The 21,259-nt window shown below is 67.3% G+C and carries 16 protein-coding genes; 9 read left to right on the top strand and 7 right to left on the bottom strand.

Going from position 1 to position 21,259, the window contains the following annotated elements; translation table 11 throughout:
* The 3 genes from EAH75_RS09330 to EAH75_RS09340 are packed head-to-tail and all read left to right on the top strand — an operon-like array spanning position 1 to position 4,795.
* A complete protein-coding gene (locus EAH75_RS09330; RefSeq protein WP_140805234.1) occupies positions 1 to 1,086 on the top strand; it encodes an efflux RND transporter periplasmic adaptor subunit in 1,086 nt (361 codons plus the stop codon).
* Complete coding sequence (locus tag EAH75_RS09335) at positions 1,083 to 4,325, top strand: efflux RND transporter permease subunit (protein WP_140648359.1); 3,243 nt, start codon at positions 1,083 to 1,085, stop codon at positions 4,323 to 4,325. Before EAH75_RS09330 ends, EAH75_RS09335 begins: the two co-directional genes overlap by 4 nt.
* 2 nt (positions 4,326 to 4,327) lie before the next feature.
* Positions 4,328 to 4,795: an OsmC family protein gene (locus tag EAH75_RS09340; protein ID WP_140648360.1), complete on the top strand. Its 468-nt coding sequence runs from the start codon at positions 4,328 to 4,330 to the stop codon at positions 4,793 to 4,795.
* Positions 4,796 to 4,923: 128 nt separating this feature from the next.
* On the opposite strand, the gene EAH75_RS09345 is transcribed toward EAH75_RS09340, so the two are convergent.
* Positions 4,924 to 5,538, bottom strand: coding sequence for an OmpW/AlkL family protein (locus EAH75_RS09345; RefSeq protein WP_140648361.1), 615 nt, complete (start codon positions 5,536 to 5,538; stop codon positions 4,924 to 4,926).
* 278 nt (positions 5,539 to 5,816) lie between these two features.
* Between EAH75_RS09345 and EAH75_RS09350 the strand changes: the two genes are divergently transcribed.
* From EAH75_RS09350 to EAH75_RS09375, 6 genes are all read left to right on the top strand, one after another.
* Complete coding sequence (locus EAH75_RS09350) at positions 5,817 to 7,412, top strand: cytochrome ubiquinol oxidase subunit I (protein WP_140648362.1); 1,596 nt, start codon at positions 5,817 to 5,819, stop codon at positions 7,410 to 7,412.
* Positions 7,413 to 7,415: 3 nt separating this feature from the next.
* Positions 7,416 to 8,549, top strand: a complete 1,134-nt coding sequence (gene cydB, locus EAH75_RS09355) for a cytochrome d ubiquinol oxidase subunit II (RefSeq protein WP_140805236.1) — start codon at positions 7,416 to 7,418, stop codon at positions 8,547 to 8,549.
* A gap of 9 nt (positions 8,550 to 8,558) precedes the next feature.
* A complete protein-coding gene (locus tag EAH75_RS09360; RefSeq protein WP_140648364.1) occupies positions 8,559 to 8,771 on the top strand; it encodes a hypothetical protein in 213 nt (70 codons plus the stop codon).
* Between the two features lie 66 nt (positions 8,772 to 8,837).
* Entirely contained in the window at positions 8,838 to 10,577 is a 1,740-nt protein-coding gene (gene cydD, locus EAH75_RS09365; RefSeq protein ID WP_140805238.1) for a thiol reductant ABC exporter subunit CydD, read from the top strand.
* A complete protein-coding gene (cydC, locus tag EAH75_RS09370) occupies positions 10,574 to 12,370 on the top strand; it encodes a thiol reductant ABC exporter subunit CydC (protein WP_140648366.1) in 1,797 nt (598 codons plus the stop codon). Before cydD ends, cydC begins: the two co-directional genes overlap by 4 nt.
* 129 nt (positions 12,371 to 12,499) lie before the next feature.
* Positions 12,500 to 12,997: a DnrO protein gene (locus tag EAH75_RS09375; RefSeq protein WP_140648367.1), complete on the top strand. Its 498-nt coding sequence runs from the start codon at positions 12,500 to 12,502 to the stop codon at positions 12,995 to 12,997.
* Positions 12,998 to 13,030: 33 nt separating this feature from the next.
* Here EAH75_RS09375 and EAH75_RS09380 read toward each other — a convergent pair whose 3' ends face one another.
* The 6 genes from EAH75_RS09380 to EAH75_RS09405 form a co-directional block, all read right to left on the bottom strand.
* Positions 13,031 to 14,518, bottom strand: coding sequence for a UbiD family decarboxylase (locus EAH75_RS09380; protein WP_140805240.1), 1,488 nt, complete (start codon positions 14,516 to 14,518; stop codon positions 13,031 to 13,033).
* On the bottom strand, positions 14,515 to 15,330 hold the full coding sequence (locus EAH75_RS09385; protein ID WP_241668924.1) for a prephenate dehydrogenase/arogenate dehydrogenase family protein: 816 nt from the start codon (positions 15,328 to 15,330) through the stop codon (positions 14,515 to 14,517). Before EAH75_RS09385 ends, EAH75_RS09380 begins: the two co-directional genes overlap by 4 nt.
* A complete protein-coding gene (locus EAH75_RS09390; RefSeq protein ID WP_140805244.1) occupies positions 15,327 to 16,445 on the bottom strand; it encodes a PLP-dependent cysteine synthase family protein in 1,119 nt (372 codons plus the stop codon). The genes EAH75_RS09385 and EAH75_RS09390 overlap by 4 nt, the downstream gene beginning before the upstream one ends.
* A 17-nt stretch (positions 16,446 to 16,462) precedes the next feature.
* A complete protein-coding gene (locus EAH75_RS09395; protein ID WP_140648371.1) occupies positions 16,463 to 18,427 on the bottom strand; it encodes a pyridoxal phosphate-dependent decarboxylase family protein in 1,965 nt (654 codons plus the stop codon).
* A complete protein-coding gene (locus EAH75_RS09400) occupies positions 18,424 to 18,828 on the bottom strand; it encodes a SirB2 family protein (RefSeq protein WP_140649570.1) in 405 nt (134 codons plus the stop codon). Before EAH75_RS09400 ends, EAH75_RS09395 begins: the two co-directional genes overlap by 4 nt.
* 80 nt (positions 18,829 to 18,908) lie before the next feature.
* Positions 18,909 to 21,227, bottom strand: a complete 2,319-nt coding sequence (locus EAH75_RS09405) for a nitric-oxide reductase large subunit (protein ID WP_140648372.1) — start codon at positions 21,225 to 21,227, stop codon at positions 18,909 to 18,911.
* Positions 21,228 to 21,259: the final 32 nt, after the last annotated feature.

A 21,259-nucleotide genomic window follows, 5' to 3' on the forward strand; every position in this document is an offset into this window, starting at 1 on the left:
ATGAGATCTGTCCCGCACCTGGTCGCCTTGTCGCTGGTTGTCATCGCGCTGGCCGGCTGCGGCAACCGCAATCCGCCGGCTGCCACGCAGAGCCCGCCACCGGCGCTGGCCAGCGTCGTCGTGCATGCCCAGACGGCGCATGACGAACAGGTCTGGGACGGCGTGGTGGAGGCAGTGAACCAGGCCACGATCACGGCGCAAACCAACGCGCGGGTGCTCGAGTTGCCGCATGACGTCAACGATATCGTCGCCAAGGGCGATGTGTTAGTGCGCTTTACCGACGTCGAGCAGAAGTCGGCGCGCAGCGCGGCACAGGCGCAGGTCGCTTCGGCCGCTGCGACCTACAAGGAGGCTGCCGCGTCGTACAAGCGCATCGACGCGGTCTACGCGAAGGGCTTCATCTCCGCGGCACAGATGGATCAGCAGCGTGCTCAGCGCGATGCGGCACAGGCAGCGCTGGCATCGGCTCGGGCCCAGCTCGATCAGGTGGGCCAGGCACTGGACTACACGGTGCTGCGCGCGCCCTATGCGGGCATCATCACCCGCCGCTACGTGCAGGTGGGTGAGGCCGTGCAGGCGGGTCCGCCATCGCCGCAGCCATTGATCACGATACAAGCGCTGGACGACCTGCGCGTCAACGTGCAGGTGCCGCAGAGCGCGGTCGATGCCATCCGCCATTTTCATGCGGCCGAGGTGCTGCTCGGCGGCGGCGCTCGACGAGTTGCCGCCAGCAGCATCAGCGTGTTTCCGTATGCCGACCCGAATACGCATACCTTCAATGTGCGGCTGCAGTTGCCCGCTGGCGACACCGGCCTGTACCCGGGCATGACGGTAAAGGTCGCCTTCGCCACCGGCGAGGCGAAACGCCTGCTGGTGCCGGCCAGCGCGCTGGTGCAGCGTGGCGAGTTGCTGGGCGTGTACGTGCTCGATGAACACGGTGCGGCGTTGCGCCAGTTGCGTATCGGTCATCGCTACGCAGACCAGGTCGAAGTACTGGCCGGGCTCGACGACGGCGAACGGGTCGCCACCGATCCGGCCGCCGCCGCGCGCTGGCTGACCGAGAGCCGGCACGGAGTCGCGCCATGAGCGAGCCACGGCTCGGCTTCTCCGGCCGCATCGCCCGCACATTCCAGCGTTCGCCGCTGACGCCGATCCTGGCGATCGCGGCCCTGCTGCTTGGCCTGGTCGCGGTGATGATCACGCCGCGCGAGGAAGAGCCGCAGATCGACGTGACCATGGCCAACGTGATGGTGCCGTTCCCCGGCGCCGACGTGCACGACGTCGAGAACCTGGTGGCTTATCCGCTGGAGCAGAAGCTGGCCGAGCTCGAAGGCGTCAAGCACGTCTACTCGATGAGCCGGCCCGGCATGGCGGTAATCACGGTGGAGTTCCAGGTCGGCGTGCCGCGGCAGACCGCGATCGTGCGGCTGTACAACCAGGTGTTCCAGAACCAGGGCTTCGTGCCGCCCAACCTGGGCGTGGGCCAGCCGCTGGTGCGGCCGATGGGCATCGACGACGTGCCGGTGATGGCGCTCACGCTGTGGAGCGACGACCCCGCGCAAGGTCCGACCCAGCTGGCCGAGGTCGCGCATACACTGGAAACCGAATTGAAGCGCGTGCCCGGCACGCGCGACGTCTACACCATCGGCGCGCCCGAGCGGGCGGTGGTGGTGAATCTGGATGCGGCGAAACTGGCCGCCTACGGCATGGCGGTCGGCGACCTGGCGAATGCCTTGCGCGCGGCCAATGTGGTGACCCAGGCTGGCGATCGCGTGACGGGCAATCACAATGTGCCGGTGACCGCCGGGCGTTTTCTCGCCGACGCGGCGGATGTGGCGCAACTGGTGATCGGCCTGAAGAACGGCCAGCCGGTGTTCCTCTCCGACGTGGCCACGATCCATCAGGGCGCCGACCTGCCCAGCCGCTATGTCTGGTTCGGCGCACCCGCCGGCAAGGCCGGCCCCGCTGCCGGCAACGCAGCGGCGGTGACCATCGCGGTGGCGAAGAAGCCCGGTACCAACGCCGCCGACATCACCGGCGCGATCCGTGCGCAACTGCATGTGCTCGAAGGCGTGGTGATTCCCGCAGGCGTGCACGTCACGGTGACCCGCGACTACGGCCAGACCGCCACCGACAAGGCGGACAAGCTGATCCACAAGCTGATCTTCGCCACCTTCTCGGTGGTGCTGCTGGTGCTACTGGCGATGGGCTGGCGCGAGGCGATCGTGGTCGGCAGCGCGGTGGTCATCACCCTGGCGCTGACCTTGTTCGCGTCGTGGGCGATGGGCTTCACCATCAACCGCGTCTCGCTGTTCGCGCTGATCTTCTCGATCGGCATCCTGGTCGACGATGCGATCGTGGTGGTGGAGAACATCCACCGGCACATGGCGCTGGGCGGGCGCACCCTGCGCGAGGCGATTCCCGCGGCGGTCAGCGAGGTCGGCGGGCCGACCATCCTGGCCACCTTCACGGTGATCGCCGCCTTGCTGCCGATGGCCTTCGTGTCCGGGCTGATGGGGCCGTACATGCGGCCGATTCCGATCAACGCCTCGGCCGGCATGCTGCTGTCGCTGGCGGTCGCGCTGATCGTGACGCCATGGCTGGCGCTCAAGCTGCTTGGCCATCACCGCCACACCGACGCTGCGCCGACCGCCAGTCATGCCGCCGGCGACGGCCGCCTGCACCGTGTGTTCCATCGGCTGATGCTGCCGTTCCTCGACGGCGACCGCGCGCCGCGCCGGCGCCGCCTGCTGTTCGCCGCGATGGGCGTGCTGGTGCTGGCCGCCGTGGGCCTGGTGGTGGTCAAGGCGGTGGTGCTGAAGATGCTGCCGTTCGACAACAAGTCCGAGTTCCAGATCGTGGTGGACATGCCCGAGGGCAGCACGCTGGAACGCACCAACCGCCTGCTCGGCGAGCTGGCGCAGAGCCTGGCCGGCGTGCCCGAAGTGAAGGACTGGCAGGGCTATGCCGGTACCGCCGCGCCGATCACCTTCAACGGATTGGTACGCCAGTACTACCTGCGCAGCGGTCCGATCGTCGGCGACCTGCAGGTGAGCCTGGTCGACAAGAGCGAACGCTCGCGCCAGAGCCACGCCATCGCGCTGGCCGTGCGGCCGGCGCTGGCCCGCATCGGCGCACGCTACGGTGCTTCGGTGAAAGTGGTCGAGGTGCCGCCCGGCCCGCCGGTGCTCGCACCGATCGTGGCCGAAGTCTACGGACCGGACTACGCCGGCGTGCGCCGCACGGCGCGCGCGCTGGAGCGGAAATTCAAAGCCAACCCCGACATCGTCGATGTCGACACCAGCGTGGAGGCGGATGCGCCGCGCGAGGTGCTGGTGGTCGATCGCGCACGCGCGGCGCGGCTGGGGCTGGATCAGGCATCCATCGCGCAGGTGTTGCGCACCGCATTGTCCGGTGACGATGCGACCTGGCTGATGGATGGTCACGCGAAATACGCGGTGCCGATACGCCTGCGCCTCGACGCCGGCGACCAGGCCGCGATGAACCAGTTGCTGGCGTTGCGCGTGCGTGCGCAGAGCGGTGCTCTGGTGCCGTTGTCCGAGGTGGTCAGCGTGCAGGCGGCGAACTGGGAGAAGGCGATTTATCACAAGGACCTGCTGCCCTATGCCGCGGTTACCGGCGACGATGCCGGCGCCACCGACAGCCCGTTGTACGGCATGTTCTCGCTGGTCGGCGAACTTCGCCACGAGCGGCTGGACGGCCAACTGCTGCAGCAGCACTTCATCGCGCAGCCCACCGACACCACCCGCCCCGCGGTGAAGTGGGATGGCGAGTGGCAGATCACGTTCGAGACGTTCCGCGACATGGGGCTGGCGTATTCGGTCGGCCTGCTGCTGATCTACCTGCTGGTGGTCGGCCAGTTCAAGAGCTATGTGGTGCCGCTGATCATCATGGCGCCGATCCCGCTGACCGTGATCGGCGTGATGCCGGGGCATGCCTTGCTAGGCGCGCAGTACACCGCCACCTCGATGATCGGCATGATCGCGCTGGCCGGCATCATCGTGCGCAATTCGATCCTGCTGATCGACTTCATCAACCACGCGCTGGCCGCCGGACAGCCGTTGCGCGAGGCGGTGATCAACGCCGCGGCGGTGCGCGCGAAACCCATCGTGCTGACCGGGGTGGCGGCGATGATCGGCGGTTTCTTCATCGTCGACGACCCGATCTTCCAGGGCCTGGCGGTGTCGCTGATCTTCGGCATCCTGGTGTCGACCGCACTGACCCTGCTGGTGATTCCGCTGCTGTATTACGTATGGCTGCAGCGCCATCCGCTACCCGAAACATCCAGCGCCGAAGGAGCGTGAGCATGAGCGAGACCCAGGAATTCACGCTTACCCTGACCCAGGAATCGGATTACGTTTTCCGCATCGAATTCGACGACACCGCGATCCCCGCGCTGCACACCGACGAATCCGCGCCGCTGGGCAACGACACCGGTCCGAACCCGTCGCGCATGCTGGTCGCCGCCGTGGCCAACTGTCTGAGTGCCAGCCTGTTGTTCTCGCTGCGCAAGTTCAAGAACCATCCGGGCAGCATCGTGACCCGGGCGAAGGCGCGGCTGGAGCGCAACGAGCACAAGCGCCTGCGCGTGGCGCATGTCGACGTGGCGATCGAGCTGCCGGAGGCCGCTGCCGACTACGTGCAGATCGAGCGGCTGCTGGCGCAGTTCGAGGACTTCTGCATCGTCACCGAAAGCGTGCGTCACGGCATTGCGGTGGACGTCATCGTGCGCGACGGTAGCGGTGTACAAGTACATCCTGCAGTGTCCGCTTGATGTACGCGTAACCGGGCGGCGCCCAGCAGCGCCACCCGCCCTTGCTGCGGATCACTGACTGCGTGTCGAAAGGAAAGGGCGCTCAAGGAAGACACGAGCGCCCCAAGGTATGCTCGGGCGTCCTTAGATCAGAAGCGGTAGCCGAAGCTCAGGCCGTAGACCCAGGGGTTCACCTTCGCCGTGCCCACGTTGGCGCCGTCGACATGCACATCGCCCTTGATGCCGATCCAGCGCACGTCGGCGGTCAGCAGCCAGCGCTCTGACAGTTTGACGTCGACGCCTGCGTGCGCGGCCGCGCCCCAGCTGTTGTCGATCTTCACCTTGGCGCCTTGCAGCAGGCCTTCACCCTTGGTGCTGAAGAAGCGTGTGTAGTTGATGCCGGCGCCGACGAACGGCGACACTTGCGCATCAGGCATGAAGTGATAGTTCACGCCAAGCACGGGCGGCAACTGCTTGGTGCTGGCCACCTTCTGGCCATCAAGCTTGATTTCGTGTTTGAACGGCAACGCGGCGAGTACCTCGACGCCCCAGGACGGAGCGAACAGGTATTCGAGGCTGGCGGTCGGCTTGGTGTCGCTGTCGATGCTGGCCTTCATGCCGGCGAGATGACCGTTGTCCGACTGGGGATTGATGGTGTGCGCCCCGAAACGGACCACCCAGGAATCGGTGTCGGCGGCGTGCGCGGCGGATACTGCGCCAGCGGCGAGGGCGGTGGCGATAAACAGGGAAAGCAGGAATTTCATGTTGTTGTCCTTGGTTGGTGTGTGCCGCGCGCATTCTCCGAAACAGCACATCAGGACAATTGACCCAGGTCAGTTTCACCGGCGGGGAGCCAGGTTCGCGACGTTACGCCACAGGTCTGCGCACGCGGCAGTTCGCCGTCGCGCGCGGAAATCTGCCGGCGACTTGATCGTGATCAAAATCAATCGAGGCGGAAGAGAAACAATGCACCGGTATCGGGCTTCACCCATTCGGGCATCACTCATCCGGGCTTCACTCATCTTGGTCAGGACGCCACGTCATGCATGACATCAACGTTGTCGATCTGTCACGTCTGCAATTCGCGCTCACTGCGCTTTACCACTTCCTGTTTGTCCCGCTGACGCTGGGCCTGTCTTTTCTGCTGGCCGCCATGGAGACGGTTTACGTCACCACCGGCAAGCCGATCTACCGGGAGATCACCCAGTTCTGGAGCAAGCTGTTCCTGATCAACTTCGCTCTCGGCGTGGCCACCGGCCTCACCATGGAGTTCGAGTTCGGTACCAACTGGTCGTTCTATTCCAGCTTCGTCGGCGACATCTTCGGCGCGCCGCTGGCGATCGAGGGCCTGATGGCCTTCTTCCTCGAGGCGACCTTCATCGGCCTGATGGTGTTCGGCTGGAAGCGGTTGAAGCGGGGACAGCATCTGGCGGTCACCTACATGGTGGCGTTCGGCTCCAACCTGTCGGCGTTGTGGATCCTGATCGCCAACAGCTTCATGCAGACGCCGACGGGCGCGAGCTTCAACCCGGTGACGATGCGCATGGAGCTGAGCAGCCTGACCGAGCTGATCTTCAATCACGATGCGCAGGCCAAGTTCGTGCATACCAGCATCGCCGGTTACGTCACCGGAGCGATCTTCGTGGCCGGCGTCAGCGCCTGGTATCTGCTGAAGCGGCGTCATGTCGAGCTGGCCCGCCGCTCGTTCCGCATGGCCGTGCTGTTCGGCGTGCTCGCCACCGCCGGGGTGATCACCCTGGGTGATGCGCTGGGCTTCATCGGCGGCCAGGCCCAGCCGACCAAGCTGGCGGCGATGGAAGGCCTGTGGAAGAGCGAGCCGGCGCCGATGCCGTTCAACCTGGTCGCGTTTCCCTCGCAGAAAGATCAGGTGAACCGCGGCCAGCTGCAGGTGCCGTATGCGCTGTCGCTGCTGGTCACCCACTCCATGGATGGCACCGTTCCCGGGGTCGACCGGCTGCAGCAGGACGCGATCGCACGCATCCGCAACGGCATTCCGGCGGTGGCGGCCTTGCAGTCGCTCTCCGCCGCACCCGGCGATGCCTTCGCGCTGGCCACCTTCCACGCGCACGAGAAGGACCTCGGCTATGGCTTCCTGGTGCAGCGTTACGCAGCGGACGTGACCCAGGCCACTGATGCGCAGATCGCCACCGCGGCGCGCGACACCATCCCGCAGGTGGCACCGATCTTCTGGTCGTTCCGCGTGATGGTGCTGATGGGCTTGCTGATGCTGGCGTACTTCGTGCTGGCGGTGATCTACAGCATGCGCAACAACATCGAGCACCAGCGGTGGTTCCTGAAGATCGCCGTGTGGATGATTCCGGTGCCCTTCCTGGCCTGCGAGATGGGCTGGCTGGTGGCCGAGCTTGGACGCCAGCCGTGGACGGTCTACGGCATGCTGCCGACCTGGATGTCCGCATCCACGCACGGCGTCGGCTACATGATCTTTTCGCTGATCGGATTCGTGGGCTTGTACACCGCATTCATCGTCGCCGAGATGTATCTGATGGTGCGCGCCATCCGCATCGGCCCCGATCAATCCCATTCCGGCGAGGGCGCCGGTCTACTCACAGACACGTCGCAGGCCGCCCGCTTGGCCGGCTACGCGCAGGAGGCTTGAGCGATGGAAACGTACGCACTGCTTCAAATCACCTGGTGGCTCCTGCTCGGCGTGCTGCTGATCGGCCTGGCCGTGATGGTGGGCATGGACATGGGCGTGGGCACCATCCTGCGCTACGTCGGCCGCACCGACCTCGAGCGTCGCGTCGCGCTGAACATCATCGGTCCGCACTGGGAGGGCAATCAGGTGTGGTTCGTGCTCGGCGGCGGCGCGGTGTTTGCCGCCTTTCCGCTGATCTATGCCACCGCGTTCTCGGGCTTCTACGTGGTGATGATGCTGCTGCTGTGGAGCATGATCATGCGTCCCCTCGGTTTCGAGTACCGCAGCAAGCTGCCGTCCGAAGCGTGGCGCAATACGTGGGACTGGGCGCTGTTGGTCAGCGGCCTGGTGCCGATGGTGGTGTTCGGCGCCGCGTTCGGCAACCTGTTCCACGGCGCGCCGTTCCAGTTCAGCTGGAATCTGACTTCGACCTATACGGGGTCCTTCCTCGGGCTGCTCAATCCGTTCGCGATTCTGTGCGGTCTGCTGTCGGCGGCGTTGTCGGTATTCATGGGCGCGGTCACCGTGATGAACGGCGCCGAAGGCGTCATCCACGCACGAGCCCGCACCTTGGCCAGGGTGTCGTCGGTGCTCGCGATCGTGCTGTTCGCGATCGGCGGTTTCTGGGTACGCGGCATGCAGGGCTTCGTGCTGACCAGCGGCCCGGCCGCGGGTATCGCGCAGACACCGTTGCAACAGAACGTGTCGCTGCTCGATGGTGCATGGTTCGCCAACTTCCATGCCTATCCGGTGCTGTGGCTGGTGCCGGCGCTGGGCTTTGCCGGCATGCTGCTGGGCCTGCTCGCTGCCGGCGCAAGACGCTCGCATCTGGCCTGGTGGCTGGGCGCGGTGGCCTGGCTCGGCGTCATCGGCACGGCGGGTACGGCACTGTTCCCGTTCCTGCTGCCGTCCAGCAGCACGCCGGCGCAGAGCCTCACGGTGTGGAATTCCAGTTCCAGCCAGCTCACCCTGACCTGGATGGTGGGCTTTGCCGCGGTCTTCGTGCCGCTGGTCGTCTGGTACACCAGCTGGGCTTTCTACGTGATGCGCGGAAAGGTCAAGGCCGAACATGTCTCCGCCGACGAACACGCTTACTGAGGATCCGCCATGAAAACCTTTCTGCAATTCATTCTCTTCATGGCCATGGCGGCGGTGGTGATCCTCATGGCCATCGTGCTCGGCGAGCTGGGCGCATGGTATTTCGCCTGGCTGGTCGGCACCGGCATGATCGTGCTGATCACCGCGGCCGGCGGCGCGTTGCTCGATGCGCAGGATGAGCATGCTGCGCATGCGGCGAGCATCAAAACCGGAGATGCGTGAATCCCGCTCCTGAACTAGTGTGATGGGGGCCGGCTTTGCGCCGGCTTCCGCATTTCGGAATCCTCGATGGCCATCTCGCCGACTGCCTGGCTGCGCGAACAGTCCCATCCCGTGCGTCGCCTGCTGACGGCGGGTATCGCCGCAGGCGCCGCGCAGGCGGTGCTGATGTGCGGGGGCGCCTGGCTGGTGGCCCACGTGCTGGCCGAGGCGATCTTCGCCGGGCGCCGCCTTGGCGAACTGTGGCCGGCCCTGGCCGCGCTGCCGCTGCTGGCCGCCGCCCGCTTCGCGCTCACGCTGCTGCAGCGGCAGGTCACGTTCGAGGCGGGTGCCCGGGTCAGCGCCAGCGTGCGCTCGACGCTGGAGGAACGGATGCGCCGGCTGGGGCCGCGCTGGGCCGCGCAGCAATCGAGCGGCGACATGGTCACGCGCTTGGTCGACGGGGTCGATGCGCTCATCCCGTACTACGCCGGCTATCTGCCGCAAGTCGCCTTGGCCGCGCTGATACCGGCGGTGATCTTGCTCGTCGTGCTTGTGGCCGATCCATGGTCGGCTCTGGTGCTGCTGCTTACCGCGCCGCTGATTCCGCTGTTCATGGTGCTGGTGGGACGCGCAGCCGAGCAGGCCAGCCAGCGCCGCTGGCTGCGTCTGCGCCGGATGGGCGCGCGGTTCATGGATGCGCTGTCGGGCCTCACCACCTTGCGTCTGTGCCGCGCGACGGCCCGCGAGCAGGCGCTACTGGAAGCCACCGGCGAAGCGTACCGACAAGAGACCATGGCGGTACTGCGGATCGCCTTCCTGTCCGCGCTGGTGCTGGAGTTCTTCGCCACCGTCAGCATCGCCGTGCTGGCGGTGCTGATCGGCTTTCGCCTGATGTGGGGCACGCTCGCCTTCGGGCCCGGCCTGTTCGTGCTGCTGCTGGCGCCGGAACTATTCATGCCGTTGCGCGCACTGGGTACGCAGCGGCATCGGCGGATGGAAGCGGCCGCCGCGGCCGAGGACCTGATCGCGCTGCTGGCCGTCCCGGCAGAGGAGGCAGCGGTCGCGGCCGGCCCGTCGCCGCAGGTGTTCGCCGCGGCCGGAATCGGCATCGCGCTTGAGCAGGTCAGCTTCGGCTATACGTCCGATCGCCAGGTGCTGCATGATCTCGAGCTGAGCGTCGAAGCTGGCACCCGGCTGACCGTGGTCGGCGCGAGCGGCAGCGGCAAAAGCACGCTGCTCCATCTGCTGATGGGGTTTGCCGTGCCGCAGAGCGGCCGGATCCTGATCAACGGCGAGGACCTCACGACGCTGGCGCTGGCCTCGTGGCGCCGGCACATCGCCTGGGTGCCGCAACGCGTGCATGTCTTTCAAGGCACGCTGCGGGACAACCTGCTGATCGCCGCCCCGCAGGCCGATGCCAGGCAGCTGGAACGGGCCGTGCAGGCCGCGGCGCTGGTACCGGTCATCGCACGCCTGCGGCAGGGGCTGGATACGCCGCTAGGCGAACACGGACAGGGGTTGTCCGGCGGCGAACGCCAGCGTCTTGCGCTGGCCCGTGCCTGGCTGCGCGATGCGCCGCTGCTGCTGCTGGACGAGCCCACCCAGCATCTGGACGCCGCCACGGCGGCCGTCATCGACGGCGCCCTGGCCAAGCTGGCCGAGGGCCGCACGGTGATCCGCATCGCACACCGGCTGGATACTATCGCGGCCGACGAACAGGTGGCCGTGATGGCGGACGGTTGCATCGTGGAAGCGGGTACGGCGTCGGTGCTGCGTGCCTCGCATGGCGCCTTCGCGCGGCTGCTGGCGGCGGATCGCGCGGCATGAACGCTCGCCCTCCCGATCCTCGCGACGCGCCGTTCGCCGATTCCGGCCAAGTGCTGCGGCGCCTGCTCGGCCTCGCCCGCGGCCATCGTGGCTGGATGGCAGCCGGCGCCGCGCTGGCGCTGCTGAGTACGCTTTCAGGCATCGGCCTGCTCGCCGTATCCGGCCACTTCATCACCAGCATGGCGCTGGCCGGCGCCAGCGGCGCCGCGATCAACTACTACACGCCGGCGGCGCTGATCCGGCTGCTGGCGATCCTGCGCACCGGTGGCCGTTACGCCGAGCGGCTGATCACCCATGAGGCCACGCTGCGCGTACTGGCACGGTTGCGCATATGGCTGTTCGGACGGCTGGTGCCGCTGGCACCGGCCGGGCTGGGCGGACTGCGCAGTGCCGAGCTGTTCTCCCGCTTGCGCGCCGATGTGGATGCGCTGGAACATGCCTATCTCGGGGTATTGATACCGCTGCTGGTCGCGCTGGTGGTGACAGGCATCGTGCTCGCCACGGCGCTGCTCTATCTACCCGTGCTGGCGCTGTGGCTGCTGTTGCCGATTGGTCTCGGTGGCGTGCTGCTGCCGCGATGGGCGATGAAAAAAGGCGCGGCGCCGGGCGCCACGGTAGTGGAGTGTGCGGAAACCCTGCGCACGCTGGCCGCCGATGGCCTGCGCGGACGCGCCGAGCTGGCGCTCTACGGTACCGAGTCTGCTCATGCCGAACGGATAGCTGCCGCCACCATTCGACTGCAACAGGCACGCCGGCAGACCAACCGGCTGGAGGCCATCAGCGGCGCCGGCGTGGCTCTTGCGGCGCAGCTCGCCGTCGTCGGAGTCCTCGTGTTCGGCCTGCCGGCCCTGCACACCGCAACGCTTGCACCGCCTGACCTGACCATGCTCGTGCTGCTCGCCATGGCGGCGTTCGATGCCATTGCTCCGTTGCCGGAAGCGTGGGCGCAACTCGGCGCAACGATGGCCTCCGCGCGCCGCGTATTTGCGTTGGCCGACACGCCGCCCCCGGTGATCGAGCCGCAAGCGCCGTCACCGGTGGTCCATGACGATGGCTTGTCCATCCGCCGCTTGCGGCTGAGCTACGGTGCGCTGGAGCCATGGGTGCTGGATGGCGTGGATCTCGACCTGCCGCAAGGGCATCGCCTGGCCGTGGTCGGCCCATCAGGGGCTGGCAAGAGCAGTCTGGTCGGCGCACTGCTTCGATTGTATCCGTACCAGGGATCGATCACGCTTGGTGGCACGCCGCTCGATACCTGGCAGGGCGACGACGTGCGCGCCCGCATCGCGGTGGTCGACCAGCAGCCCTATCTTTTCGACGCCAGCCTGCGCAACAACTTGTGCATCGCGCGTCCCGACGCCACCGATGAGCAGCTGAAAAAGGTGATCGTGCAGGCCCAGCTGGACGGCTATGTGGCGAGCCTGCCGCAAGGTCTGGATACCTGGGTGGGCGAAAACGGTGTCCGCGTCTCCGGCGGTGAAGCGAGGCGCATCGCGATCGCTCGCGCGCTGCTCGCGGATGCGCCGATCCTGGTACTAGACGAACCCACCGAAGGCCTGGATGCCGGCACCGCGGCGCAGCTTTACCAGGCGCTGGCAGCAGCCATGGCGGGGCGCAGCGTCTTGCTGATAACGCATCGTCTCGGTGGCCTGTCCACCCTGGTAGACGAAGTGGCGACCATGCGCCATGGCCGCATCATCGAATGTGTTCCCACAGCTGTCTATCTGGGCGTCTTCTCCGGTGCGGAGCGTGCTTCTGCCGCCTCGCCGGCCGGCCAGGTCACGGGCATATGACATCGATCCAAGCCTCTGCGCGCGACGACTGGCGTGTCGCGCTATTGATGTGAGTCAGTGGAGGCTGCGTCGTCGCACGCTAGCATGCTTCCATCCGCGGAGTCCGCGCCGCCTGCTGGAGTTTCCTGCATGAAATTCATGAAAGCCGTTCTTGCCCTGGCGTGTGGCCTCAGTCTGGCCATGACGGCCTACGCTGCTCCCGGGCACGTCCATGAGAGCCATGCGGCGCATGCCGCCACGACAGCCGTATCGACACCGGCGCAGCGCTGGACACCCGATGCGTCGCTGCGCGACGGCATGCGCCGCGTGCATGCCGCGGTCGACGAGCTGCGCCACTACGAGATGGGCCACATGAGCGCGCCGATGGCGGTGGATCGGGCCACCAGCGTCGAGGAGGCGGTGACCTTCATGTTCGCCCACTGCAAGCTGGCAGCCGAGCCCGATGCGGCGCTGCACGGCATCCTGGTGCCGCTGCTGAGCGCGGCACAGACGCTGAAGGCCGATCCGAAGAAGGTCGGGGCGGTGGCCGACATGCGCGCGGCGATCGCGCACTATCCGCAGTACTTCAACGACCCGGGCTGGGACCAGCCGGCACCGGTCGAGCACGTGATGCACGACGAGCCCTGAGTCGTGGCGGCGGCAGGTCGTGGCTGCCGCGTATCACGTTGCCATCGGTGTGCGCGTGGCCTGCAGCGCCGCCCACAGCACATCGACGCGCCGTTCCACCGTGGCATCCGGCACGATCGGCCGGCTCCAGGTGCGCGTGGTTTCGGACGGCCATTTGTGGGTGGCGTCGATGCCGAGCTTGGAGCCGAGCCCGGCGACCGGGCTGGCGAAGTCGAGGTAGTCGATTGGGGTGTTCTCCACCAGCATCGTGTCGCGCGCCGGATCGACGCGGGTCGACACGGCCCAGATCACGGCAGACCAGTCGCGCACGTCGATGTCGTCGTCGGTGACGATCACGAACTTGGTGTAGGTGAACTGGCGCAGGTACGACCATACGCCCATCATCACGCGGCGCGCGTGGCCGGCGTACTGCTTGCGGATGCTGACCACGGCGATGCGGTAGGAACACGCCTCCGGCGGCAGATGGAAGTCCACGATTTCCGGAAACACCTTCTGCAGGATCGGCACGAAGATGTCGTTCAGCGCCAGCGCCAGCACCGACGGCTCATCGTGTGGCGCGCGGCCCATGTAGCTGCCGTGATAGATCGCCTCGCGACGCAGCCGCATGCGCTCGATGGTGAACACCGGGAAGTGATCCTGCGCGTTGTAGTAGCCGGTGTGGTCGCCGAACGGGCCTTCCAGCGCGGTGTCGCCGGGATGGATGAAACCTTCCAGCAGGATTTCCGCGCCGGCCGGCGCGTCGAGGCCAGTCATCTCGCTGCGCCACACACGCGTGCGCTGGCCGCGCAGCAAGCCGGCGAATTCGTATTCGGACAAGCTGTCCGGCACCGGCGCCACCGCTGCCAGCATCGTCGCCGGGTCGGCGCCGATCGCCACCAGCACGGGAAACGGTTGCTGCGGATGCGCGGCGCACCAGTCCGCGTAGTCGAGCGCGCCGCCTCGATGCGGCAGCCAGCGCATGATCACCCGGTTCGGGCCGATCACCTGCTGGCGGTAGATCGCCACGTTCTGGCGTGGCTTGCTGGTGCCGCGCGTGACCACCAGGCCGAACGTGATCAGCTTGCCGGCGTCGTCGGGCCAGCAGTGCTGGATCGGCAGGTGCGCCAGGTCGACCTCGCTGCCCTGCAGCGTCTCGTGTTCAAACGCGGCTTCGCGTACGCGTTGCGGCGCCACGTGTGCAAGTTGGGCCAGCTCCGGCCAGGTGGACAAGGCCTGCCGCAGGCTGGATGGCCAGCGTGGCTCCTTGATCGCCGCGAGCAGCTGGCCGAGCTCGCGCAGCGAGGCCAGCGGGCGTCCGGCCAGTGCCAGCTCGATCCGCCGGCGATGGCCGAACAGGTTGCCGAGCAATGCATGCGTTGCGCCGACCGGCTGTTCCATCAACAGCGCCGGTCCACCCTCGCGCAGCGCGCGCAGGCTCAGTGCGGTGGATTCCAGGTGCGGATCGACCACGGCAGCGACGCGCTGCAGTTGGTGGTCGCGCTCCAGCGACGCGAGAAAACTGCGCAGGTCGTGAAAGCTCACGGGACGGGGCGGCTGGGAATGGCCAGGCTGCCATCTTCGTCATCGCTGTCGATGAGCAGCTTGCGATGGATCGATTCCAGCGATCCGATCAGCCGTGCGCGCGCCTCGGCGGCATACGGGTTCTCGCGCTGGATCGCGGCGAACAGGTGGCCGGCATCGCCGCGCACTGCCGCCAGCATGTGCTTCAGGCCCTGGAACGACGGCGGTGCCAGCGTGATGTCGTCATCCACGCCCAGATCGACCAGACCTTTGGCAAGGAAGAACGCCAGCGCATGGGTGTTCGCCATGGCGCGGTCATGGCTGTCCGGGTCCTGCTCGATCACGTCGCAACCGAGCCCGGCGAACAGCTGGCGTGCCCGCGCCGCGGCTTGCGGGTGGCGCGCACTGGCGCAGATCACCGTGCGCAGCGGGCGCTCGTCGCGGGCCAGGCTGAGCGGACCGAACAGCGGATGCGTGCCGACATGCGCAATCTCCGCGCCAAGCAGTTCGTCCATCATCGCGCACGGATGCATCTTGACGCTGCCCACGTCGAGCACGGTCTGCCCCGCACGCAGTTGCGGGCGTAGCGTGCGCAAGGCATCACGCATCTGCGGCACCGGCATCGCCAGCACGATCCATGACGCGTCGTCGACCGCGGCGGACATCGACGCGGCGGCCAGCGCGGCGGGGACTTCAGCGTGCGGATCGAACGCGCGAACACGATGTCCCGCCTGCAGCAGCAACCCGGCAAAGGCCTGGCCAAAGCGGCCATAGCCCAGTACGGCGAAAGTCATCGCCGATTTTTCGACGTGGTGCGGAGCGATGGTGCTCATGCGGTGGGGCTGGTTGCCATCGGTGTGGTGCCGGTGGCCAGGCTCGCGCGCAGCGCGGCGTCCCATGGCGCGGTATCGATGTCGTGGGCGGCGAGCCACGACGGATCGAACAACGTCTGCGCGTAGCGTTCGCCGCGATCGCACAGCAGGCTGACGATGCTGCCGCGCTCGCCGCGTGCACGCATCGACGCAGCCAGCTGCAGGCAGGCCACGAAGTTGGTGCCGGACGAGCCGCCGTAGCGACGGCCCAGCAGTTCCTCCAGCAGCCACGCAGCGGCGATCGACGCGCTGTCGGGCACCTCGACGACGCGGTCGACCACGTCGAACAGGAAGCCGGGTTCGACCCGCGGCCGGCCAATGCCCTCGATCAGGGTCGGCTGGCTGGCCACGGCGAGCGGATCGCGCGTACGCCAGCCATGCACGAAGCCGCTGCCGGCCGGTTCGGCCACGCACAGGCGGCTGTGCAATCGGCGGTAGCGCAGGTAGCGGCCGATCGTGGCCGAGGTGCCGCCGGTGCCGGCGCCGCAGACGATCCATTCGGGCTCAGGTTCCGCCTCCAGCGCGAGCTGGCCGATGATCGACTCGGCGATGTTGTTGTTGCCGCGCCAGTCGGTGGCGCGCTCGGCGAGGCCGAACTGATCGAGATGGCAGGCACCGCGTGCGGCATGTTCGGCGGCGCGTGCATGCACCTGGGCGGGGTCGTCGACCAGATCGCATTCGCCGCCCAGCGCCTGCACGTCGCGGATCTTGCCCGGCGCCGTGCATGCCGGCATCACCGCGATGAAATGCAAGCCCAGCATGCGCGCGAACCACGCCTCGGAAATCGCGGTGCTGCCGGACGAGGCGTCGACCACGGCCTGGCCGTCGCGCAGGCGCCCGTTGCACAGCGCATACAGGAACAGCGAGCGGGCGAGCCGGTGCTTGAGGCTGCCGGTGGGATGTGAGGCCTCGTCTTTGAAATAGAAGTCGATGCCGTGGAAGCCGGGGAAATTCAGCTTGAGCAGATGCGTGTCGGCCGAGCGCGCCGACTCCTGCTGCAGCTTCGCCAGCGCGCTGTGCACCCAGCGGCGTTCGGCTTCGCGTTGCGGATTGACGAGGCGCAGGATGCTGTCCATCGAAGGCTCCGTGATCATCATGGTGGGGCGTACCCGCCCGCGGCGGTCAGCGCGCGCACGCGGCGACCGAGGAACTCGAAATAGCGGTCGATGTAGCTGATGCCGTTTTCATGGTCGATCAGGTACGGGTTCATCAAGGTGTGGCGCAGGATCAGCAGGCGATCGTCGTCGCCGTCGCATTCAAGCGTACTGCCGTCCAGTGCCAGTCCGGTGAGGATGCGCGCGGTCTCTGCGGCACCGAGCACTTCCGGTCGCAGGCTGGTCACCGAGCCGAAGAATTCCTTCAGCTGCAGCGGCTGGGCGGGGTCGCAGCGCAGCGTGTCGTGCAGGGCGCGCACGAACGCATTCGCGCCGGCCACCGACGCGTTGCCGCACGGATTGAGCGCGAGGCAGACCAGGTTGCTGTCCGGTGCGAACGGTACGAGTGCGTGCACGCAGTCGGCCAGTTCCAGCGCGAACCGCCGCGCGCGCGCATGGAACGCCTCGGCCGCGCGCACGGTGGCGCGCGGCAAGTGGCCGAAGTGGCGGTGATCGAGCGGCAGCACCTTGTGCGTGACGTACACCGCCGCCGCGGCCGCACCGGATTTGGAACCTTCCGGAATGAACTGGCCCAGGCTGCGGTAGCGCGCCAGGTAGCCGGCGGGCGTGGCCGCATGGAACACATAGTCGGCGCGCTCGGCCAGCAGCGCCATCGGCCGGTGATCGCGGCAGATGAAGGCGCCGGTGCCGTACGGCAGGTAGCCCAGCTTGTGCGGATCGACCGTGGCCGAATCGGTGTCGCCCAGCGCCGCGAACGCCGCGTGCACCGCCGGCGTGGGGAACTGCACGTAGTCGGCGGCCACCTCGGCGCGCGTGCGCAGCGAGCCATCCTCGTGACGGAACAGCGTGGCCAGGTAGCCGCCCCAGGCGGCGTCCACATGCACGGCAAAGTCGAGTCCGCGTCCACGCGATTGGTCGCGCGCGGCGAGTACCTCGTGGATCGGATCGATGGTGCCGTACTCGGTGCTGCCAAGCACCGCCACGCACATCAGCACCGGTAGCCGCTCGCGCGCGCAGCGGGCGAGCGTGTCGCGCAGGGCGGCCGGGTCCAGCCGCATGCCATCGGTGGGCAGCAGTTCCAGCTGGTCGCGGCCCAGGCCGAGCAGTTTCAGTCCCTTGCTCCACGAGTAGTGCGCGGTGACCGGTGCCAGCACCAGCGGCACGCGCAGTGACGGATGCGCGGCGAAGAAGCCGACCATGCCGCGCTGCTCGATGCGCTCGGCCTCCACCTGTTGCAGCCAGCGCGCACGCGCGGCCGGTGTCTGCTCGGCCAGCCAGTGCTGCCATGCCTCCAGCATGGCGATGCCGTCGGCGTGGGAGAGGTTGAAGGCGCTCCAGTCGTCCGCAGGCAGCTCGATCTCGGGCACCTTCGCCGCGCGCAACGCCACCGGAAACGCCTTCAGCGCCAGCGCCAGCCGCAGCGCCTGGTAGTTGGCCAGGGTGCCGCCGGAAGTGAGATGGCCAAACGCGCAAGCCGGCACCGCCGGGTCGTGCGGATAGCCGAGCATGCGCGCCAGCTGCAGGCCCGCCTGCACTTCCATGTCGACGGTGACCGGCGCGGCATCCTCGCTGACGTTGTTGGGGTTGTACGGCAGCGTCAGCATCTGAGCCGCGAGCCCCGGCAGCAGCAGGTCCGAGGCCATGTGGCCGATGTAGCGCGGGCTGTGGAACGGCACCGATTTCTTCAACGCGGCCGACAGCAGATGCAGTTCGCGGCGCATGCGCGATTCGAACGCGAGGTAATCCGGATGGTGCACGGCGGCGGTGGCGATCGCCGGTGGATCCTCCGGATGGAAGTTGCGCCGCCAGTACACGTGGTCGCGCAGGAATTCCACCATCAGCTTTTCCAGCAGCGCGTCGTTCTCGCCATAGGGGCCGAGAAAGCAGGCGTCCAGCGTGTGGTCACGCGGCACCGGCGCGGGCAGCGGCACGGCCGCGCTCATGCCAGCCACCCATGCAGCCAGCCCAGCGGATGATGCATGCGGGCGACACCCAGCATGAACACATAGGTGCACAGTGCGGCGACGTACCAAAGTTGCCGCATGCGCGGGGTGCGTCCGCGTTTCAGCGCCAGCGTGCCGAGCAGCACGTACAGCACCAGCAGGATCAGCTTGGTGGTAAGCCAGCCGTTGGCGAACATCGCGCCGGGCAGGATCGTCAGCAGCATCAGCGCCGCGGTGAGCAGGGCGGTGTCGATGCTGTAGCTGAGCAGCCGCAGCGGCGTCCATTGCGCGGCGCCAGCGTGCCCCAACTGCACCAGCAACCCGCGCAGCGCGAACAGCGAGCCGCTGGCCAGCACGCAGGCGATGTGCACCCATTTGATCTGCGGATAGAACTCGAACATCGTGATCCCGTCGCGCGCATGATGGCCGGCGGTGCCGGCGAAGAAGAGCGGGGCGCACGGCACGCGCGCCCCGCCAGGACTCACACCGTTTCGACGATAGCCTCGGCGCGGGCCGGCGGCGCACCTTCGGGCAATGCCCGCGCCAGCACTTTCGTGCGAGCCGGCAGCTTCTGCGCCAGCCACAGCGAGGCGACGAACACGCTGATCAGCAGCGCGCCGATCGCGAACAAGACGTCGCCAGGCATGCGCATCCAGATCAGCATGTGGATCAGCGGGCGGTCCATGAACTCGGCCGAACGGGCGAACCAGTAGCCGTGGTCAAGTACCGCGCGCAACTGAAGCAGGCCCAGCGGCAGCAGGGTCAGGATGCCCATCAGCGACAGCCCGATGTTGAGGCTCCAGAACGAACCGCGCAGCAGGCCCTCGCGCCACATCGCCTGCGGCTTGATCCCGCGCAGGCAGAACAGCATCAGGCCCATGCCGAGCATGCCGTACACGCCGAACAGCGCGGTGTGGCCGTGCAGCGCGGTGAGGTTGAGACCCTGCATGTAGTACAGCGCGATCGGCGTGTTGACCAGGAAGCCGAACATGCCCGCACCGACCAGGTTCCAGAAACTCACCGCCACGAAGAACATGATCGGCCAGCGGTAGCGCGCCATCCACGGCGCGGAGTGCTGGCGCTTCCAGGTGCCGTAGGCTTCCAGCCCGATCAGCGCCAGCGGTACCACTTCCAGCACCGAGAAGCTGGCGCCGAGCGCGATCACCGCGGTGGTGGTGCCGCTGAAGTACAGGTGGTGCAGCGTGCCGAGCACGCCGCCGGCCATGAACACGATGGTGGCGAACAGCACGCCGACGGTGGCGGTGTGCACGCGGATCAGGCCCAGCTTCATGAACAGGTAGCTGATCACCGCAGTGGCAAACACCTCGAAGAAGCCTTCCACCCACAGGTGCACCACCCACCAGCGCCAGTATTCGACCATCGCGATGTGGGTGTGCTCGCCCCACATCAGGCCGGCGCCGTAGAGCAGGCCGATCGCCACGGTGGACATGAACAGCAGGCCGACGATCGAGGCGCTTTCGCCCTTGCTGCGCATCACCGGCCACAGCGCGCGGCCGACCAGGAACACCCACAGCATCAGGCCGACGAACAGGAAGATCTGCCAGAAGCGGCCGAGGTCGGTGTATTCCCAGCCCTGATGGCCGAACCAGAAGTTGTACTGCAGGCCCATCTTGTCCATCACCGCGAACCACTGGCCGGCAAACGAGCCGACCACGATCACCAGCAGGCAGACCCACAGAAAGTTCACCCCGAGCCGCTGGAACTTCGGCTCGTAACCGGAAATCATCGGCGCGATATACAGGCCGGTGGCCAGCCACGCGGTGGCGATCCACAGCACCGCCAGCTCGGTATGCCAGGTGCGGGTGAGCGCATAGGGCAGGTAATTGGCCAGTGCAAATCCGTAGGCCTGTTGTCCCTCGACCTGATAGTGCGCGGTGGTGGCGCCCAGCAGGATCTGCGCCAGGAACAGCGCCAGCACGGTCCAGAAATATTTCGCGGTGGCCTTCATCGATGGTGTCGGCTTCAGGTCGGCCAGCGGATCACGCAGTGGCGGCACCGCCGGCTTCTCCTCGCTGCCGTGCACCGCGTGGTGCCAGGCCAGCAGGCCAATGCCGAGAATCATGAACAGGACGCTGAAGATCGACCACAGGAACGCGGTCGAGGTCGGCGTGTTGCCGGCGAGCGGCTCGTACGGCCAGTTCTGCGTGTAGCTCATGGTCTCGTGCGGGCGTTGCGCGGCGGCCGCCCAACTGGTCCACCAGAAGAACGCGGTGACCGCGCGGCGATGGGGCATCTCGGCGATGGTGTTCTCGCGCATCGCATAGTCTTCGCGCAGCTTCTTGGTCGCCGGATCGTTGCTGAACAGGCTCATGTAGTGCGCCGCCACCGCTTCCATCGCGTGCGCGCGCAGGTCCGACACGGTGATCGTGTTGGTGCCTGCGTCATACGTGTTGGTGCGCAGCTCCTGCATGACGCGCGCCTTCAGCGCGGCCTGCCGTGGCGCATCCAGCGACGCGTACGGCCCGAGGCCTTCGTCGCGCGCCAGCAGCTCCAGCATCGTGGTGGCTTCGCGATGCAGCCAGTCGGCGCTCCAGTCCGGCGCCAGCAGCGCACCGTGGCCCCAGATCGATCCCAGTTGCTGGCCGCCGATGCTTTGCCAGACCTCACGGCCCAGTTCCATGTCCGCCTTGGTGTATAGCGTCTGGCCGTCACTGGTGACCACCGCGGTGGGCAGCGGCGGCGCCTGCTGGTGCACCTCGTAGCCGACCCACAGCAGCACGCTGAACGAGACGATCAGCAAGGCCGCCAGGCCCAGCCAGAGTTTTCGGGTGGTACTCATCGCGCATCTCCCTTCAATGATGCGCGCATGCT

This window comes from Rhodanobacter glycinis, assembly GCF_006438785.1.
GTDB lineage: Bacteria > Pseudomonadota > Gammaproteobacteria > Xanthomonadales > Rhodanobacteraceae > Rhodanobacter > Rhodanobacter glycinis_A.